Below are 17,627 nucleotides of genomic sequence, written 5' to 3'. Positions count from 1 at the left end.
CACTTTCTCGCGTCAGCCACGCCGGTAGGGCGCGTCGGGCGCGGGTTCGGCGGACAGGACGCGACGTCGGCGCGCAGACCTGTGCCGAAGAACTCCGGACAGCGGGTCGAACGCGCCGGTCGCCGCGGTTGCCCGCGGATCGCGATCGGCTCGACCCGACGTGGAGAATGAATCTGGGGCCCACCGGCCCCGTCGCACTCCCGCACCGGGTCTTCGTCTCGCTGTCAATCCTACTGTGCGCGGGGGACAGAACCACCACTCGGCACCCTCAGCGAGGCGGCTGAGAAGTCCATAGCCGGCAGAACCCTGCCGCCCACGACTCCCCCCACACGCCTGACCCCCATCGCACGCGCCGCCCCAGGACGGGTTGACCCGCGGTCGGGCGGGTCGGGGGTCGCGGCCGAAGCGTCGGTGCCGTACGTTTGCGGCGCCCCGGAACCGGCCTTGATCTTTACCGGTTGGAACCGGGACGATCGACCCGATCGACCCGACACGTGCTCTTTAAGAGGTGACAGATGGGGCTGGACAACGTCGCGGTGCACTGGCCGCGGACCGGCCGCTTCTACGATCCGGTCGCGCCGGCCGAGTTCGTCGACTTCGGCGAGATCGTCGACCTGCCGCGCATCTCCGCGCCGACCGCGGCCCTGGCCGAGCTGATCGCGAAGACCGGCACCATCCGGGCGACCGCGTACACCGAGTTGGTGGATCTGCTTCTCGGCCTCGAAGGTGTGTTGTACGCCACAGACGCCGCCGCCGAGGACGAGGACCCGGTGATCGACCCGGACGGCTGCTCCTGGATCGCGGGCGGCATCGAACGGTTCGTGGCCGCGCACCGTCCGACCGGCGAGGCGGTCACCTTCGAGTCGGTGAGCATCGTGTTGCGCTCCCTGCTCGGCGACGGTCGGTTGGCCGAGCAGCAGTTGCGTTGGCTGGAGAGCCGGCTCGACGCGCTGCGCGACGAGAGCGGTGACCCGCCGCAGTGGAACTTCACCTGCGCCGAGCTGGGCGTGCTGGCGGCGTTCTACCGGCGCTGCGCCGAGCGCGGGTTCGCCGTCTACGCCGACGCCTGAGCCGCCGCGTCAGACTCCGAGGCGGCCGGCCGGTTGGCCGCCGAGATCACCTGCGTGAGCACGGCGTGCAGATGTTGCAGGTCCTCGACGGGCAGCCCGAGCCGCTGCACGATCGCGGCCGGGATCAGCTCGGCCTGACTCCGCAGCGCGGCACCGCTGGCCGTGAGGGTGACGGCGAGGCTGCGCTCGTCGCTCGGGTCGCGTTCCCGGCGCAGGTAGCCGGCCGTCTCCAGCCGCTTGAGCAGGGGTGACAGCGTGCCCGGGTCGAGCTGGAGCAGGCGACTGAGGTCACGACCGGACAGTGGCGCGTGCTGCCAGAGCGCCAACATCACCAGGTACTGCGGATGGGTCAGCCCCATCGGCTCCAGCAGCGGCCGGTAGACGGCCACCACGCTGCGCGCGGCGACCGAGAGGGCGAAGCAGACCTGCTGCTCCAGGGCCAGCGGGTCGACGCCACCAGGTCGTTCGCTCATCGGTTGCCCTCTCTGCGCACGGTGACTATCGTACCGATCATTGGCACACCAACCATTGGTGCCCCAAAGGTCTGCTCGGGCGACGGGCGAGCACCGGCGAGGCGACGCGCGGAAGAGGGCGGCAGATGAGCGAGGACGGCGCGGTCACCAGGACCCCGGGCGAGGGCGGCCGACTGATGCGGTGGGCCTTCCGGCACCTCGCCGGCCCGGCCGAGGGTGTGCAGGGCGCGGTGCAGGGCGGCTCGGCCGAGGCCCGCGAAGCGTGGAAACGGGACCTGGCCGAGCGCAAGCGCTTCACCCGGGAACAGCGGGAACGCAAGCGGGCAGCACGCGAGGCCGACCGGCGAGGCTGAACGGCGCTGCTCAGCCGTAGGTGTCGCGGGGACCCCGGCCGCGTACCCGGCGCGGCCCCTTTCCCCACGACGGCGCGGCGGGGCCGTGAATGTGCAACTTGCGCACCACGTTGTGCCCGACCTCGCTGGCGATCTGCTTGAGCAGCGAGCCGGCGAGCAGCCGCAGCTGAGTGGCCCAGGCTGTCGAACGCGCCTCCACCGTCAGCTCGCCGTTCTCCAACTTCACCGGGCGACTGTTCTGCGCGACCTCCGCGCCGACGACCCGCTCCCAGGCGCCGAACACGGTGGCCTCGGCGGCCGGCTGCTGCCAGCCGCGCGCCTTCACCAGCCGGTTGAGCACAGCGCCGAGCGGCTGCGGATCGCGCGGGTCGGGCCCGGGGCCGGAGTAGCCGCGCAACCGCCGCCCCGAGCCGCCGGCAGCGTCGCCGCCGCCGGGGGTACGCCGGGCGCGGGCCGCCGCCTGCCGTCGGGACAGCGCCGCGTCTAGCACCGCCCGGGCCAGCTCCGGCCCGCTGGCGGCCGCCGCCGGCTCACCGCCCGCCGAACCCTGCACCGCCTTCGGGGTACGCGCAGCAGGGCCGTCGCCGGCCGCTGGTCGTTTGCTGCCTGACTCATCCGACACGGCGTACCGTCCCTTCGCCGACCTGGTAGCGGGTGCCGCGCAGGGCGGCTGGCACGTCGTCGTCCACGGCGCAGGTGACCAGCAGCTGACTCGCCCCGCCGACCAGCTCCGCCAACCGCTCCCGGCGGCCGGTGTCCAACTCCGCGAAGACGTCGTCGAGCACCAGCACCGGCTCGATGCCGTCGGCGCGCAACAGGTCGTACCCGGCCAGCCGCAACGCGAGGGCGAACGACCACGACTCGCCGTGGCTGGCGTACCCCTTGGCGGGCAGTGGACCGAGACTCAGCGCCAACTCGTCGCGGTGTGGGCCGACCAGGGTGGTGCCCCGCTCGATCTCGGCGGAGCGGGACGCGGCCAGAGCCGCCGTCAGCGCCTCGGCCAGCGCGGCCCGATCGGTGGTCGGCTCGACCAGCTCGATCGAGGGCCGGTAGGTGATGCTCGCCGCACCCCGACCGGCGGCCACCGCGTCGTACGCCTTGGCCACGTGCGGGGTGAGCGCGGCCACCAGCTCCAGGCGGCCGGCGAGCAGCTCCGCCCCGTGCTGGGCCAGGTGGGTGTCCCAGACCGCGAGGGTGCCGAGATCACCACCGCGGGAGCCACCAGTCTTGCGGGCCAGGTACGCCGTGCGCAGCAGGGCGTTGCGCTGCTTGACGACCCGCTCGTAGTCGGCCCGCACGCCCGCGAACCGGGGCTGCCGGTTGACCAGAAGGTCGTCCAGGTAGCGGCGGCGCTCAGCCGGATCGCCCCGGACCAGCTCAAGATCTTCCGGGGCGAAGAGCACCAGCCGGAGCGCACCGAGCACGTCCCGTGCCCGCCGCGCCGGTGACCGGCCCAGTCGCGCCCGGTTGGCCTTGCCGGGCACGATCTCCAGCTCGACCAGGAGTTCGCGGCCGTCGTGCACCACAGCGCAGCGGATCACCGCGGACGTGGCACCCATCCGGACCAGAGGCGCGTCGGTGGCGACCCGGTGCGAGTCCAGGGTCGCCACGTAGCCCAGCGCCTCGACGAGGTTGGTCTTACCGACGCCGTTGGCCCCGATCAGGACGTTCGCTCCCGGCTGGAGGTCGACGGCCACCCGCTCGTACGAGCGGAAGTCGACCAGTTCCAGCCGGTGAACGTACACAGGTTGTGGATACCGCTCAGCGCTTGTGGACGGCGTGGCCACCGAACTGCTGACGCAGCGCGGAGACGGCCTTCATGGCGGGCGAGTCGTCCTGCCGCGAGGCGAACCGGGCGAAGAGCGAAGCGGTGATGACGTTCAGCGGCACCGCCAGCCGGACCGCCTCGTCGACGGTCCACCGGCCCTCGCCGGTGTCCTCCGTGTAGCCGCTCAGATCGGCCAGCTCCGGATCCTCGTCGAGCGCCCGGTCGAGCAGGTCGAGCAGCCAGGAACGGACGACGGTGCCCTCCCGCCAGGACTTGATGACGCCCGGCACGTTGGTCACCAGCTCCGAGGCGGCCATCAGCTCGTAGCCCTCGGCGTAGGCGTGCATCAGGCCGTACTCGATGCCGTTGTGCACCATCTTCGAGTAGTGCCCGGCACCGACGGGGCCGGCGTGCACGAAGCCGAACTCACCCTCCGGCTTGAGCGCGTTGAAGATCGGCATCAGGCGGTCCACGTGCTCCTGGGCACCGCCGACCATCAGCCCGTAGCCGTTCTGCCGGCCCCAGACGCCGCCGGAGACCCCGACGTCCATGTAGCCGATGCCCCGCTGGTTGAGTCGCTCCGCGCGGGGCGCGTCGTCGCTGAAGCGCGAGTTGCCGCCGTCGATGATGATGTCGCCCTCGCCGAGCACCTCGGCGAGCTCGTCGATGGTGGCGTCGGTGACACCGGCGGGCACCATGACCCAGACCGCGCGGGGCGACTCAAGCTTCTCTGCGAGGCCCGCGATGGTCGTGACGTCGCTGATCTGCGCGTTGTGGTCGAAGCCGACCACCTCGTGCCCGGCCGAACGCAACCGCTCCCGCATGTTGCCGCCCATACGGCCGAGTCCTACCAGGCCGAGCTGCATGTGTTTCTACCTCCGTGGATCTGGGTGTTGCTGGGCGCGATCAGCGCGAGACGCGGATCGGCATGATGAGGTACCGGTACCCCGGAATGACCTCGCCATCCTCGCCAGCGGGAGAGATCACCGCGGGTTTGAAGGCGTCGACGAACGAGAGCACGGCCGTCTGAGCGCCCAGGTTTGCCAGACCGTCGATGAGGTACTGCGGGTTGAAGCCGATGGTCAGCGGTTCACCGGTGAAGGTCGCCTCCATCGCCTCGCTGGCCCGTGCCTCCTCGGAACCGCCGGCCTCGACCACCAGGCCGTCGGCGCTGAAGCTGAGCAGCACCGGGGTGGTCCGTTCGGCGACCAGCGCGACCCGCTTGACCACCTCGATCAGCGTGCTGACCGGCACCCGCGCCGCAGCGTTGTGGGTGGCCGGGAAGAGTGACCGCACCGGCGGGTAGTTGGCGCCGTCGAGCAGCCGGCTCGTGGTACGTCGGGTGCCGCCGGCGAGGCCGACCATGCCCTCGCCCGCAGCGCCCTGGGCGAGCGCGAGGGTGACCTCGCCGCCCAGCGGGCCGAGGGCCTTGGCGGTGTCGTTCAGGGTGCGGGCGGGCACCAGGGCGTTGATGCTCACCTCGGGGTCGTCCGGCCGCCACTGGATCTCGCGCAGCGCCAACCGGTAACGGTCGGTGGCGAGCATCGACAGGGTGTCGCCCGACAACTCCACGCGGACGCCGGTCATCATCGGCAGCGTCTCGTCACGACCGGCGGCGATGGCCACCTGGGCCACCGCGGTGGCGAACGCCGCAGCGTCGACAGTGCCGGCGCTCTGCGGCATCTCGGGCAGCGCGGGGTAGTCCTCCACCGGCATGGTGGGCAGCGTGAACCGGGCGCTGCCACAGACCAACTCGAGATGCGCGCCGACCGCGGCGATGTCCACCGGCTTGGCCGGCAACGCCTTGGTGATCTCGGCGAGCAGGCGGCCGGAGACGAGCGCGGCACCGTCGGCGTCGCCCTGCACCTCGACGGTCACCTGGCTGGAGACCTCGTAGTCGAACCCGGAGACCCGCAGGTTGCCGTCGGTGACGCGGAGCATCACCCCGGCGAGCACCGGTACGGATGGCCGGTTGGGCAGGCTCTTCGCGGTCCACGCCACAGCCTCGGCGAGCGCGTCGCGCTCCACTCGGAACTTCATCAATGCCTCCGCGTCGACGTCAGCGACAACTCTCTCATGCCGACCGCTGCCTACCGTCCCGCCCGACCGTGCGGGTACCCATCGCACCTTAGGGCGCGGGGACATCGGCTGTGCGCCCGACCCCACGGATCGTGTCGATGCTGACCGGTTGATCCGACAGCGTTCGGCCCGATCCACAGAAAGCCCAACGGTGATGATTGGTTTTTGTTCTCTTAGAAGAGATAACTCATCGTCTTCATCGCACCTGTGCAAACTGTGGAAAACCGAGGTCTGCGCAGGTCAGACAGGTTATCCACCGGTGATTTAGCTGTGGAGAACCCGGGGTACAACCGGCTTGTGTGTCCACAGCCCGGCGACGACGGCCGGTTGTCCACCGTTGTCCACCGGTTGTCCACCGGTAATCCACCGACTTTCTCCCCAAGCCTGTGGATCGCGGGGAAGATCACCATTGCCGTCATCCCCAGAACCTTCAACAGCTCGTACACAGGTTGATGATGATCGGTGGATAACCTGACCGTCGTCCCCAGGCGTCCACAGCCTCGTACACAGGGTTTCTCCACAGCCTGTGGGTAACTGGCGAGGGACGGTCCGTAGTTATCCACCGACGGTGGACAACGAGCTGTGGACAACGAGTGGGGATCGAGACGGTCACGGCCTCAATGCTGTGGTCTGCACCATGTCGAGAGTCCAGCTGACTGACCAAAAAGAACGCCCGACCGGAGATCCGGTCGGGCGTGTCCTGCGGCTGTGCGCCGCCGTGCGGGCGGTCGTACGCCTCAGCTGTTCTGTTTGATGCGGTTGGTCAGCTCGGCGATCTGGTTGTAGAGCGAGCGGCGCTCCGCCATCTGCTGACGAATCTTCCGGTCGGCGTGCATCACAGTGGTGTGGTCCCGGCCACCGAACGCCTGCCCGATCCGGGGCAGCGACAGCTCAGTCAACTCCCGACACAGGTACATGGCCACCTGGCGGGCGTTGACCAGCACCCGGGACCTGGACTGGCCGCGCAGATCCTCCAGGCTCACCCCGAAGTAGTCAGCGGTCGAGGCCATGATCTGGTCAGCGTTGATCTCCGGACCGGCGCCGTCGGGCATGAAGTCCCGAAGCACCTCCTCGGCCAGCGACAGCTCGACGGTCGACCGGGTCAGGCTGGCGAACGCGGTCACCCGGATCAGCGCGCCCTCCAGCTCCCGGATCGAGTTCGACACCCGCGAGGCGATGAACTCCAACACGTCCGGCGGGGCGTACATCCGCTCCTGCGCCGCCTTCTTCTGCAGGATCGCGATCCGGGTCTCCAGATCCGGCGGCTGGATGTCGGCCAGCAGCCCCCACTCGAACCGGGTTCGCATCCGGTCCTCAAGGGTCGCGAGCTGGCGCGGCGACCGGTCAGAGGTGATCACGATCTGCTTGTTGGCGTTGTGCAGGGTGTTGAAGGTGTGGAAGAACTCCTCCTGGGTGCGCTCGCGGTTCTCCAGAAACTGGATGTCGTCGATCAACAGGATGTCGACGTCGCGGTAGCGCCGTTGGAACGCGCTGGTCTTGTCGTCCCGGAGCGAGTTGATGAAGTCGTTGGTGAATTCCTCGGTCGACACGTACCGGACCGAGCGGGCGTTGCCGAGCGTCGTGGCGTAGTGCCCGATCGCGTGCAACAGGTGCGTCTTGCCCAACCCGGAGTGCCCGTAGATGAACAGCGGGTTGTACGCCTTGGCCGGCGACTCCGCCACCGCCACGCTCGCCGCGTGGGCGAAGCGGTTGGACGAGCCGATGACGAACGTCTCAAACATGTACTTCGGGTTGAGCCGGTTGCCGCCGGTGTCGGCGCCGGGCAACCGACGGTCGTCCCGGCCACCGGGCCGATGGTCCACCGCGCTGCGACCCGGGCCGCTGTCCGTCCCGCTGTCCCGGGGGAGCGAACGGATCACGTGCTGGTCGCGCGGTGACGCCGAGTCGTCCCGGTAGCGGGGATCGTAGGGCCGGGTGTCGGGGCCGGACGGGTCCAGGCGGGCGGCCTGCTCGTCGTAACCGCGCCGGTCCGGACCCGGCCGGGAGGGCCGCAGGGGCTCCGCGAAGGAGGCGCTGAACAGCGCCTCCTGCCCGTCCCTGCTGGCGGGAATCAACCCGGCGCGATGCCCCTCCAGCGGGGGCGCGAGCGGCGGACCAGCCGGCGCGGGCAGCGGACCCGGATCGGGGTGACGCGGCGCTGGCGACTGCTCAGGGATCATCGCGTCGGCCGAGGGTCGAGGGCCGTGGTCGTCGTCGAACGGCGCGACACCCGGGCCGTCGATGTCGAGCTGCCCGGTCTCCGGGGCGCTGCGGTAGACGGTGCCGGCCGGTCGGCCGGTGGCGTCCTCGGCCACCCGAACGGTGACCGCGACCTGGATCGGTCGGCCGAGCCGGCGGGTGAGCGCCTCGGTGATCGCCGGGCGCAGCCGTGACTCGATCACGTCGCGGGTGAACGCGTCCGGAACGGAGAGCAGTGCGGTGTCCTCGACGATCGCTCGCAGTCGGGTCAGTCGGAGATAGGCACGCTGCTGGGCGGAGATGATCTCGTCGGCGAGCTCGTCGGTCGCCGCTAACCACACCGCGGCAAGGTCGGTCGTACCGGCCACCGTCGTGCCACCCCCTCGCTTCTGCTCCCGGCCGCCGCTGTCTGCCAGCCGGCCGTCCCGGGCCCGCCGCGTTCGCGGGTGGAACAACACCCACCCGGACGGTCGACCGGTGGTCATCCACAAGTTATCCACAGCCTGTGTACCGACCGATTGTGGCCGCCGCCGGACGCGGGTGGGACCTGCCCCTGCCTGATCGGGCGCTGAAGCGGGTTCACCGTGCCGAACGATTCACTGCCATGTCCGGTCTTGCCTGCGCGACGACCGGAGCTTCCGACGCTCACCGCAATCGGGCACGGTAACAGCGTTGTCCCTGCGCCATCAACCGGTGACGCGGCGACGGCCTTGTCGGCATCAGTGAAAACCGCCCTTCGGCCTCGGGCGCGTCCCGTTGTCCCCCTGCTCGGGGTGTTTGACGGTCATTGCACCCCTGCGTAGGCTGGAATGGCTGCTTTCCCGCCCTCTGCTAGGGTGATGGGTGCTTGCTGTCCGCGGTCGCATCCCCGCATCGCCGAGGTCCCGCTCCGCCGGACAGCACCGATCGTGGGCCACCGTCGAGGTGGCCTGGACCACCACACGACCCCGGCGATCCCGTCGCGCGGGGCGCGTACGAAAACGGAGAGCCTGACGTGAGCAAGCGCACCTACCAGCCGAACAACCGCCGGCGCGCGAAGACCCACGGCTTCCGGCTGCGCATGCGCACCCGTGCCGGCCGTGCCATCCTGTCGAGCCGTCGCGCCAAGGGTCGCACCACCCTGTCGGCCTGAGCCGACCGGGCCGGTCCAGGGGACGTGGGCAGTCGTGCTGGCCGCCGCACAGCGACTGCGGCGCAGCACTGACTTCGCCGCAGCGGTTCGCGGTGGCCGACGCGCCGGACGTGGTGCCGTCGTGGTCCACCTGAGCGTGCCGGTGACCGTCGACCCCAGCACACCGACCTTGCCGGAGCCGGTACGGGACACCAGTGCGGAGCAGTCGTCCGTGCCGTCCCGTGCCGGCTTCGTCGTGTCCAAGGCGGTCGGCAACGCGGTGACCCGTAACCGGGTCCGGCGCCGACTGCGGGCGCTGGTCCGGGAACGGCTGACCGACCTGCCCGCCGGCAGCACCCTTGTCGTCCGGGCGCTCCCCGCCGCCGCGCAGGCGTCGTACCCTCGGCTCGCCACCGACCTGGACGCCGCCATCGCGGTCGCCCGGTCGCCGCGCGAACGGCGGGCCCGATGAGCGGCACCGAGCAGGGCAGCCCACGGCCGTCGACAACCGGTGCCAAGGTGCTGATCGCGCCCATCATCGCGTACCGTCGGTGGATAAGCCCGGCACTGCCGGCTCGCTGTCGGTTCTACCCGTCGTGCAGTGCGTACGCCCAGGAGGCGGTCGTTCGGCACGGCGCGCTCCGGGGAGCCGTACTGGCGGCCCGGCGGTTGTTGCGCTGCCACCCCTTTCACCCTGGTGGACATGACCCGGTGCCGGAGCCGGGCGGCCGCCGCCGTGCTGATGTGACTGGAGCCCCGAATTGAGTCTGAGTCTCGACTGGATCTACTACGCGATTTCGTGGATCCTGCTGACCTGGCACTCTGCCTGGGACGCCATCGGGGTGCCCGTCGGGGCGGTGATCGGCACCAACTTCGCCTGGATCCTGTCCATCATCTTCCTGGTCGTCACCGTCCGGGTGATCCTGTTCCCAGTCTTCGTCAAGCAGATCAAGTCCCAGCGGGCGATGCAGGCGCTCCAGCCCAAGGTCAAGGAGCTTCAGGAGAAGCACAAGGGTGACCGGGAGACGCTCCAGAAAGAAATGATGGAGCTCTACAAGAAGGAGAAGGCCAACCCGCTGATGGGTTGCCTTCCGATGTTCCTTCAGATCCCAGTCTTCCTGGGCCTCTTCCACGTGCTGCGCCGGCTCGACCCGGACAAGCAGAACCAGACCCTCTACGGCTGGACCGCCGACCAGTTCCAGAGCGCCTCGCAGGCCAAGCTCTTCACCGCCCCGATCGCCGGCAAGTTCGGCTCGACGGCCGACGAACTGGCCAGCCTCGGCGCCAACGGCAACACCGTGAAGATCATCGCTGGTGTCCTGGTCCTGGTCATGATCGCCACCACCTACCTGACCAGCCGTCAGATGATCCTCAAGACCGGCTGGGCCGAGGACCCGCAGCAGCGGATGATCCAGCGACTGATGCTCTACGGCATCCCCGCGTCGCTGCTGATCTCCGGCGCGATCTTCCCGATCGGCGTCATCATCTACTGGGTCACCAACAACCTCTTCACCCTGGGCCAGCAGCAGTGGGTGCTGCGGAAGTTCCCGCCGCCGGTGACCGCCAAGAAGGCCGTCGCGCCCGCCGCCAGCCGTAACCCGGTGCAGCCGGCCAAGTCCGGTGGCCTGTTCGGTCGCGGAAAGGCCACCCCGCCGGCCCCGGTCAAGGCGACCGCGCCCAAGGTTGCCGGGCCGAAGCCGGGCGCCAAGCCGGTGAACAACCCGAAGAAGAGCCGCCCCGCCAAGCGGCAGGGCTGACCAGCGAGGGCCGTCGCCGGCGATCCGGCGGCGGCCCGTTCCGCACCGCGCAGCCGCCGTACGGCCGGCGCCGGGCGGAACCGACCGCGCACCGCGCGGCCACGGGCGACACTGCCCGTACAGACGTGCCTGTGGGCACCGGCAACCTCCAGCCGGCCCCGGGAAACCAGTCGGACCCGACGGTCCGGCCGAGCGAGTACGGAGATGAGACCGTGACCGAGACCAGCATCCCCCGCGCCGAGCAGTCAGTGGACGAGGAGGAGACCGCCACGATCGCGGTGGACGGTGACGACACCGAAGCCGATGACACCGAGGCGGACGACGACACCGACACCGCCGCCGGCACCCGGGTGAAGAAGGCTGTGGGCGAGGGCGACCTGTTCCGGCAGAGCGAGATCGCCGCCGACTACGTCGAGGGCCTGCTTGACATCCTCGACTACGACGGCGACATCGACGAGCTGGTCGCCGCCGGCCGCCCGATGGTCGAGGTGGTCGGCGAGCGGCTGCAGAATCTGGTCGGTCAGCGCGGCGCCACCCTGGAGGCGCTCCAGGAACTGACCCGCCTTGCCGTCTTCCGGCAGACCGGTACGCCGAGCCGTCTGCTGCTCGACGTCGGTGGCTACCGGGCGAACCGCCGTAAGGAACTCGCCGCGGTCGCCAAGAACGCCGTCGAGAAGGTCAAGGAGTACGGCGAGCCGGTCCGCCTGGAGGCGATGTCCGCGTTCGAGCGCAAGTGCGTGCACGACGTCGTCAACGCCATGTCCGGCGTGGCGAGCGAGTCCGAGGGTGTGGAGCCGAACCGGCGCATCGTCGTACGGCCCGCGGACTGACCGGGTGACCCACGACGACAACACGGCCGATGCCGTGTCCGGCCCGGGCGGCACGCCGCCCGGGCCGTCCGCTGTCCACCCCGCCACGGGCGACGCCGATGCCGACTCGGCAGGGCGCGACACCGCCCCGTCCCCGGCCGACGCGGCGTTGCCGCCCGAGCTGGCCCCGGCCGCGCTGACGCTCTTCGGTGACCGTCTCGACCTGGCTGCCGCGTACGCCGAACTGCTGGCCACCGACGGGGTGGTCCGCGGCCTGATCGGCCCCCGGGAGGCACCCCGGATCTGGGACCGGCACCTGCTCAACTGCGCCGCGGTGGCGGAGCGGATCCAGGCCGGGGCGACGGTGCTCGACGTCGGCTCCGGCGCCGGTCTGCCGGGTCTCGTCCTGGCCATCGCCCGCCCCGACCTCACTGTCACCCTGATCGAGCCGCTGGCCCGGCGGACGTCGTTCCTGATCGAGGTCGTCGAGCGACTCGGGCTGGCCAGGTCGGTGCGGGTGTTCCGCGGTCGGGCCGACGAGGCGGCCAGCGGGTCGAGCGGCCGGGAGCCGATCAGCGGAGACGTGGTGACCGCGCGCGCCGTCGCGCCCCTGGATCGGCTCGCGGGCTGGAGCCTTCCTCTGGCGGTTCGCGGTGGTCGGCTGCTGGCGCTCAAGGGCTCGTCCGCCGCCACCGAGATCGAGGAGCACGCCGAGGTGGTGGCGCGACTCGGCGGCGGGGAGCCGGCCGTGCAGCTCTGCGGCGTCGGCGTGATCGATCCGCCCACCACGGTCGTGGAGATCGTGCGCGAACGGATGGTCGGCCCGGCCCGCCCGGCGGCCAAGAAGCGCGCCCGGAGTGGACGCTCCCGCCGAGGTTGACACTTCGCGCCATCGGGCTTCCGGCCGGTGGGTTGCCTCGTTGTACCGGTACGGATGGACGAGGGGATGAGAACCCGACGTGGACCGGCCGCGCCCGTCCGCCGTAGGCTGACCGCGCGTCGATAGTGTGGAGCGGGTGACGGACGTCGCGGGTCTCCGACCGCTCCCGCGGGCCGTACGCCCCGGGCTGCGGGCGAGGATGCGGCCAAGTTGACCGGGGCGCGGACCGACCATCCGAAGCGGGCAGGGATGACAGGTGCATGACGACGGCAGGTACGACGATCCACGCGTGACCGGGTCGCCCAGCGATCCCGTTTCACGTGAAACCGACTACCCGAGCTGGTCGCCCGGCGCGACCGGGCCATCTACCCGACCTACCGACGGCGATCCGCCGGCCGCGCTCGACCCGCCCTCGGGTGCCGGGCGGCCGGAGGGCTCGACCATTCCGGAGCCGGCGAGTGGTCGCCGGACGCCGGAGGCGTCGGGTCGACCCGTCAACGCCGCCGAGGTGCGGTCCACCTCAGGTCGCCGAAACACCGCCGCGGCGGTTCGCTTCGAGCCGGCCGTCCCCCACCAACCCACTGCGGCGGCCGTTCGGGACGCCGAGCCGGTGGTCGCCGACCCCCCGGTCGCTTCGACCGAGTCGCTGGCCGCCGTGGCGGCCGATCCCACGTACGTTTCACGTGAAACCCCGACGCGCGAAGAGGATGACCCACCGTTGGCTATGGAGGCGATGCGCGCCGTGCAGATCCTGAATCCCAGTGGCGAGGTGACAATGCCTCGGCCGGACCGGACCCGGGTCATGTGCGTCGCCAACCAGAAGGGTGGCGTGGGTAAGACCACCACCACCGTCAACCTTGCGGTGGCGCTCGCCCTGCACGGCAACCGGGTGCTCGTGGTCGACCTCGACCCGCAGGGCAACGCCTCGACCGGGCTCAACGTCCCACACCACACCGGAATCCCCGACGTGTACGACTGCCTGATCAACAGCGTGCCGCTGGCCGAGGTGGCGCAGGCGGTCGAGGGCATCCCCAACCTCTGGTGCGTACCCGCGACCATCGACCTGGCGGGTGCGGAGATCGAGCTGGTGTCGGTGGTGGCCCGGGAGTCGCGTCTGGACCGGGCGATCGCCGCCTACCCGGGCGAGTTCGACTACGTCTTCATCGACTGCCCGCCCTCGCTCGGCCTGCTCACTGTCAACGCGCTGGTCGCCGCGCAGGAGGTGCTGATCCCGATCCAGTGTGAGTACTACGCGCTGGAGGGGCTCAACCAGCTGATCAACAACATCAACCTGGTACGCCAGCACCTCAACCCGAAGCTCGATGTCTCCACCATCCTGCTGACCATGTACGACCGTCGCACCCGGTTGGCCGACGCCGTCGAGCAGGACGTCCGGAACCACTTCGGCGACAAGGTGCTCCAGGCGGTCATCCCCCGCAACGTCCGGGTCTCCGAGGCGCCGAGCTACGGCCAGTCGGTGATGACCTACGATCCCGGTTCGCGGGGCGCCACGAGTTACTTCGAGGCCGCCCAGGAGATCGCCGAGCGAGGCGTCAAGGAGCCGGTGGGCCGGAATGCGTAGTGCGGACGAGTCGCTGGGAGGCGTCGCATGAAGAACCGTCCTCGGGGCGGTCTGGGTAAGGGCCTGGGGGCGCTGATCCCGACCGGGCCCGCGCCGGGTGTCGCTGGCACCGCGACGGCCGAGCCGGAGAACGAGCACCTGGGCGGCGGCAGCACCGAAGCCGTCGCCGCTGTGCCCGTTGGCGCGCCGATCCGCGAGCCGGAGCCCGTGCTGAGCCCGGTGCCCGGTGCTCGATTCGCCGAGATCCCGGTCGACGCGATCATGCCCAACCCGAAGCAGCCCCGCCAGGTCTTCGATGAGGAGGCGTTGGAGGAGCTGAAGACCTCGATCCAGGAGGTCGGCTTCCTCCAGCCCATCGTCGTTCGGCAGCTCGACGACGAGAAGTACGAACTGGTGATGGGCGAGCGGCGCTGGCGGGCCGCCCAGGCGGTGGGGCGGGAGAGCATCCCGGCGATCGTCAGGGACACCCGTGACGACGCGATGCTCCGCGACGCCCTGCTGGAGAACATCCACCGGGCCAACCTGAACCCGCTGGAGGAGGCCGCCGCCTACCAGCAACTGCTGGAGGAGTTCGGGGCCACTCACGAGGAGTTGGCCCGCCGGATCGGCCGGAGCCGCCCGCAGATCTCCAACACGATCCGACTGCTGAACCTGCCCGCACAGGTGCAGCGCCGGGTGGCCGCCGGCATCCTGTCGGCGGGGCACGCTCGCGCCCTGCTGAGCCTCGACGAGGCGGAGGCGCAGGAACAGCTTGCTCTGCGGATCGTGGCCGAAGGGCTGTCGGTTCGGGCGACCGAGGAGATCGTGGCCTTGGCGCTCAACGACGGTCCGGCGAAGGGTCAGGCCGCGAAGCGGCGACCCAACGCGCACGCGCCGGCCCTGACCGATCTCGCCGATCGGCTCTCCGACCGGTTCGACACCCGCGTGAAGGTGGACATCGGCCGGAGCAAGGGCAAGATCACGATCGAGTTCGCGACGGTGGACGACCTTGAGCGGATCGTCGGGATCATCGGAGTGCAACAGGAGGAGAGCGGGGAGGACTGACCCGCCCGCTCGCCTACGGCCGCGCCACCCCACCGGGAGCGCGGCCGTTCTGCATCCCCGGCGTCGACGCCTGTTTCACGTGAAACAGGCGTCGGACCTGATTCCGAGATCGGCCTGACCGTGGACCCGTTGCCATCCTCGGGTCGCCCAGCCAACCAGGGGTCCTGCTTCTGCCGGAGAAGTTGAACGGGGGCGGGGCCGGAGGGTCCGGTTGGTCGCGCTGGCCGGCAGGTGCGAAAGCAATCGGCGAGCGGCGAGGGCGCCGTTAGGCGGTGCGCGCGGCGGTGGGCGACGGGCCTGGTGTCGTGAGCGGCTGGTGGCGGAGCGGACGCAGCGACGGGCGGGCGCGGTGGCGCGACTGGCGACGGGGCGCGTGGCTCGCGACTGGCGGCGGCCGCTGGGTGAGTGCGGGCGTTGATGGAACCTCTACACGCCTCGCAGAAGCCTCCGGGAAGGTCCACTCGTCCGCAACTGCCCCTAGCGCCGATCAAAGCGCCAGCGGGCCGCTGAGTGGCGCGAAACGACGTCTCCGTGGCTATCGGTAGGGGGCCGAGGCCCGCGATCGGGGTTGGGTCTTCCGGAGCAGCCTCACAGCAACTTGGCTGGGCCGCTGGACCGCCGGGTGCTGGGCCGCCGAGCGTGACACCGCGACACCGCGACACCGCGAGGCCGCGACACCGCGAGGCCGCGACACCGCGAGGCCGCGACACCGCGAGGCCGCCACACCGCGAGGCCGCCACACCGCAAGGCCGCGACACCTCGTGAACTAGGTACACGTCGCTAGGCCGCGTACGCGCCTACCGACCGTGGGTACGCGCGGCGTCGGCGGTGATGGCCGTAAGCGCGAGCCCGCCCCCGGATCGCCTCGGCCGCCGGGCACGCGGTTTCACGTGAAACCGAGACAGCGGCTCGCTGGCACCGATCGAAACCCGGGGTCGGGGTGGCTAGTACAAGCGGCGTGACCCCTTCACCTCAGACACTCGATGTCGGTGCTGCGGTGCGATCTCTCCGTCCTTCGCGCCGTTCAGAGCATCCGGGCCTCCGGGCATCCAGACCGCACGGTCGAGGTCTGTGCTTGGTGCGGGTCGGCGAACGAGCCAACCCATCGGTGCCTGCGTAGGCCACATGAGCCGGCGGACGGTCGCCGGCGGCCGGATACCGCTCCGACTGTGGCACGCGGAGCCCCTCGGAAGGCACCCGTTGGATTCCGTCTCCGGTGGCCGTCGAACCCGCCGATCTGGAGGCTCGCGGACAACGACCGACTGGCCGAAAAGTTATCCACACCGGTTGTCCACAGGCACCCCCCGTTTCACGTGAAACAGCGCGTGGGAGCGGGTGTGAGCCTGTGGATGACGGCCTGTGTTCAGGATCTCGGCAGCCTGTGGATATCGCCTCTCGGTGCCTGCGCGAGCACGAGCAGCCGGCCGGCGGTGGGCACCGATCCGGTGGCCCGGGACCGCTCGATCAGGTAGGGACAGCGGTGCCAGACTCGGTTAGGGTCAGCGTCGTGCACGACAACCCTCCCTCAGTCCCGGACTTCACCCAGTGGCCGTCATTTCCCTTCGAGGGTGACCTCCACGTGAAGCAACTCGATGATCCGGTCCCGGTCGAACCGCCCCGGAAGGGCGAGGGTCTCCGGGAATGCACCGCCTGCAACGCACCCGACGACGCCTATATCTGGGTGGGCGAGCGGTGGCGGGTCCGCGCGATGGACCGGCCCACCGGCCTGCCCATGGTGCTCATCCTGGAATCGCGCACCCACCTCGACCTCGGCGACCTGCCGAACCTGCTGGCTGCCGAGCTGGGGGTGATGACGGTACGTCTGGAGCGGGCCATCCGGTCGCTCGACGGCGTGGCACGGGTGCACGTCAATCGCTGGGGCGACGGCTCGGCTCATCTGCACATGTGGTTCCTCGCTCGTCCGTACGGCCGCCTTCAGTTGCGGGGCACGTTCCTGTCCCTGTGGGACTCGATCCTGCCGCCGATCTCCGAGGCGCAGTGGCGGGAAAATCTGGCGCTCGTCGCGGCCTGGCTCGCCGAGTTCGGTGGCCGCCCGCTCGCCGAGCCGCCCCGCATCCAGTGGCAGGCGCCGTCCAGCCTGCTGGCCCAGTCCGCCGCCGCGGACGCCGCTGCGGCAGCGGAGGCTGCCTCAGCGGCAGCAGCCGGGACGGAGGCCGTCTCGGTCATCGAGGCGGCAGAGGAGATCCCGGAACCGCCCCTCGACTCCACTCCTGATCCGACCGACGCCGACAGCGCCCCCCGGGCCGAGCCGGTAGCGGACCCCGGCGCCGGTGCCGGCTCGACGACGACCACCGTCACCGGCCGCGCGGCTGAGCCCGCCGAGTCGGGCACGGTCAACCGTCCGGCGGCTGAACCCGCTCGGACGGCATCTGCCACCGACCTGCCCGGCGTTCCGGCCGCCAGCACCCGGGACTCCACCACCGCACCATCCGGCAGCGGGGCATCCGGCAGCGCTGCCACGACGGCCACCGACGGACTCCG

17 protein-coding genes are annotated in these 17,627 nt (G+C 70.6%); 11 read left to right on the top strand and 6 right to left on the bottom strand.

Annotation, left to right across the window (positions count from 1 at the left end):
• Window positions 1-515: 515 nt before the first annotated feature.
• On the top strand, window positions 516-1,070 hold the full coding sequence (locus tag ABZ749_RS10005) for a hypothetical protein (RefSeq protein ID WP_357225379.1): 555 nt from the start codon (window positions 516-518) through the stop codon (window positions 1,068-1,070).
• Here ABZ749_RS10005 and ABZ749_RS10000 read toward each other — a convergent pair.
• Window positions 1,055-1,543, bottom strand: coding sequence for a MarR family transcriptional regulator (locus ABZ749_RS10000; protein WP_357225375.1), 489 nt, complete (start codon window positions 1,541-1,543; stop codon window positions 1,055-1,057). The two genes, ABZ749_RS10005 and ABZ749_RS10000, sit on opposite strands and share 16 nt — an antisense overlap.
• Window positions 1,544-1,668: 125 nt before the next feature.
• Between ABZ749_RS10000 and ABZ749_RS09995 the strand changes: the two genes are divergently transcribed.
• Window positions 1,669-1,896, top strand: coding sequence for a hypothetical protein (locus tag ABZ749_RS09995; RefSeq protein ID WP_357204834.1), 228 nt, complete (start codon window positions 1,669-1,671; stop codon window positions 1,894-1,896).
• Window positions 1,897-1,906: 10 nt separating this feature from the next.
• On the opposite strand, the gene ABZ749_RS09990 is transcribed toward ABZ749_RS09995, so the two are convergent.
• The 5 genes from ABZ749_RS09990 to dnaA form a co-directional block, all read right to left on the bottom strand.
• On the bottom strand, window positions 1,907-2,449 hold the full coding sequence (locus tag ABZ749_RS09990; RefSeq protein WP_357225392.1) for a DciA family protein: 543 nt from the start codon (window positions 2,447-2,449) through the stop codon (window positions 1,907-1,909).
• Window positions 2,450-2,507: 58 nt separating this feature from the next.
• Window positions 2,508-3,641 (bottom strand): DNA replication/repair protein RecF, encoded by a 1,134-nt coding sequence (gene recF / locus ABZ749_RS09985; protein WP_357225371.1) that lies wholly within the window; start codon window positions 3,639-3,641, stop codon window positions 2,508-2,510.
• Between the two features lie 16 nt (window positions 3,642-3,657).
• Window positions 3,658-4,530 (bottom strand): phosphogluconate dehydrogenase (NAD(+)-dependent, decarboxylating), encoded by an 873-nt coding sequence (gene gnd / locus ABZ749_RS09980; RefSeq protein WP_091396544.1) that lies wholly within the window; start codon window positions 4,528-4,530, stop codon window positions 3,658-3,660.
• A 40-nt stretch (window positions 4,531-4,570) separates the two neighbouring features.
• Window positions 4,571-5,704: a DNA polymerase III subunit beta gene (gene dnaN / locus ABZ749_RS09975; RefSeq protein ID WP_210782097.1), complete on the bottom strand. Its 1,134-nt coding sequence runs from the start codon at window positions 5,702-5,704 to the stop codon at window positions 4,571-4,573.
• Window positions 5,705-6,480: 776 nt separating this feature from the next.
• The gene (gene dnaA / locus ABZ749_RS09970; protein WP_357225387.1) at window positions 6,481-8,310 is read right to left on the bottom strand and encodes a chromosomal replication initiator protein DnaA; all 1,830 of its coding nucleotides are present in this window, start codon (window positions 8,308-8,310) and stop codon (window positions 6,481-6,483) included.
• A gap of 626 nt (window positions 8,311-8,936) precedes the next feature.
• Between dnaA and rpmH the strand changes: the two genes are divergently transcribed.
• The 9 genes from rpmH to ABZ749_RS09925 form a co-directional block, all read left to right on the top strand.
• On the top strand, window positions 8,937-9,074 hold the full coding sequence (gene rpmH, locus ABZ749_RS09965) for a 50S ribosomal protein L34 (RefSeq protein ID WP_007453904.1): 138 nt from the start codon (window positions 8,937-8,939) through the stop codon (window positions 9,072-9,074).
• 34 nt (window positions 9,075-9,108) lie between these two features.
• Window positions 9,109-9,525, top strand: coding sequence for a ribonuclease P protein component (rnpA, locus tag ABZ749_RS09960; protein WP_357225364.1), 417 nt, complete (start codon window positions 9,109-9,111; stop codon window positions 9,523-9,525).
• Window positions 9,522-9,818, top strand: a complete 297-nt coding sequence (yidD, locus tag ABZ749_RS09955) for a membrane protein insertion efficiency factor YidD (protein ID WP_357225359.1) — start codon at window positions 9,522-9,524, stop codon at window positions 9,816-9,818. Before rnpA ends, yidD begins: the two co-directional genes overlap by 4 nt.
• A 2-nt stretch (window positions 9,819-9,820) precedes the next feature.
• Entirely contained in the window at window positions 9,821-10,810 is a 990-nt protein-coding gene (yidC, locus tag ABZ749_RS09950; RefSeq protein ID WP_357225384.1) for a membrane protein insertase YidC, read from the top strand.
• A 212-nt stretch (window positions 10,811-11,022) separates the two neighbouring features.
• Window positions 11,023-11,640, top strand: a complete 618-nt coding sequence (locus ABZ749_RS09945; RefSeq protein WP_357225357.1) for a R3H domain-containing nucleic acid-binding protein — start codon at window positions 11,023-11,025, stop codon at window positions 11,638-11,640.
• Window positions 11,641-11,644: 4 nt separating this feature from the next.
• On the top strand, window positions 11,645-12,499 hold the full coding sequence (gene rsmG / locus ABZ749_RS09940) for a 16S rRNA (guanine(527)-N(7))-methyltransferase RsmG (protein ID WP_357225355.1): 855 nt from the start codon (window positions 11,645-11,647) through the stop codon (window positions 12,497-12,499).
• Window positions 12,500-12,755: 256 nt separating this feature from the next.
• Complete coding sequence (locus ABZ749_RS09935) at window positions 12,756-14,081, top strand: AAA family ATPase (RefSeq protein ID WP_357225351.1); 1,326 nt, start codon at window positions 12,756-12,758, stop codon at window positions 14,079-14,081.
• 27 nt (window positions 14,082-14,108) lie between these two features.
• On the top strand, window positions 14,109-15,125 hold the full coding sequence (locus ABZ749_RS09930; RefSeq protein ID WP_357225347.1) for a ParB/RepB/Spo0J family partition protein: 1,017 nt from the start codon (window positions 14,109-14,111) through the stop codon (window positions 15,123-15,125).
• Window positions 15,126-16,632: 1,507 nt separating this feature from the next.
• Window positions 16,633-17,627 (top strand): hypothetical protein (locus tag ABZ749_RS09925; protein ID WP_357225343.1); only part of this gene is annotated, 995 nt, incomplete at its 3' end.

The organism is Micromonospora sp. NPDC047753, from assembly GCF_040642735.1.
Classification (GTDB): Bacteria; Actinomycetota; Actinomycetes; order Mycobacteriales; family Micromonosporaceae; genus Micromonospora.
Note: the sequence above shows the minus strand (reverse complement) of the source record. Positions and strands in the feature narration are given on the sequence as shown.

Coding starts and splice junctions, on each gene's coding strand:
- ABZ749_RS10005 (WP_357225379.1), top strand. CDS start 516: ATGGGGCTGGACAACGTCGCGGTGCACTGGCCGCGGACCGGCCGCTTC.
- ABZ749_RS10000 (WP_357225375.1), bottom strand. CDS start 1,543: ATGAGCGAACGACCTGGTGGCGTCGACCCGCTGGCCCTGGAGCAGCAG.
- ABZ749_RS09995 (WP_357204834.1), top strand. CDS start 1,669: ATGAGCGAGGACGGCGCGGTCACCAGGACCCCGGGCGAGGGCGGCCGA.
- gnd (WP_091396544.1), bottom strand. CDS start 4,530: ATGCAGCTCGGCCTGGTAGGACTCGGCCGTATGGGCGGCAACATGCGG.
- dnaN (WP_210782097.1), bottom strand. CDS start 5,704: ATGAAGTTCCGAGTGGAGCGCGACGCGCTCGCCGAGGCTGTGGCGTGG.
- yidD (WP_357225359.1), top strand. CDS start 9,522: ATGAGCGGCACCGAGCAGGGCAGCCCACGGCCGTCGACAACCGGTGCC.
- ABZ749_RS09930 (WP_357225347.1), top strand. CDS start 14,109: ATGAAGAACCGTCCTCGGGGCGGTCTGGGTAAGGGCCTGGGGGCGCTG.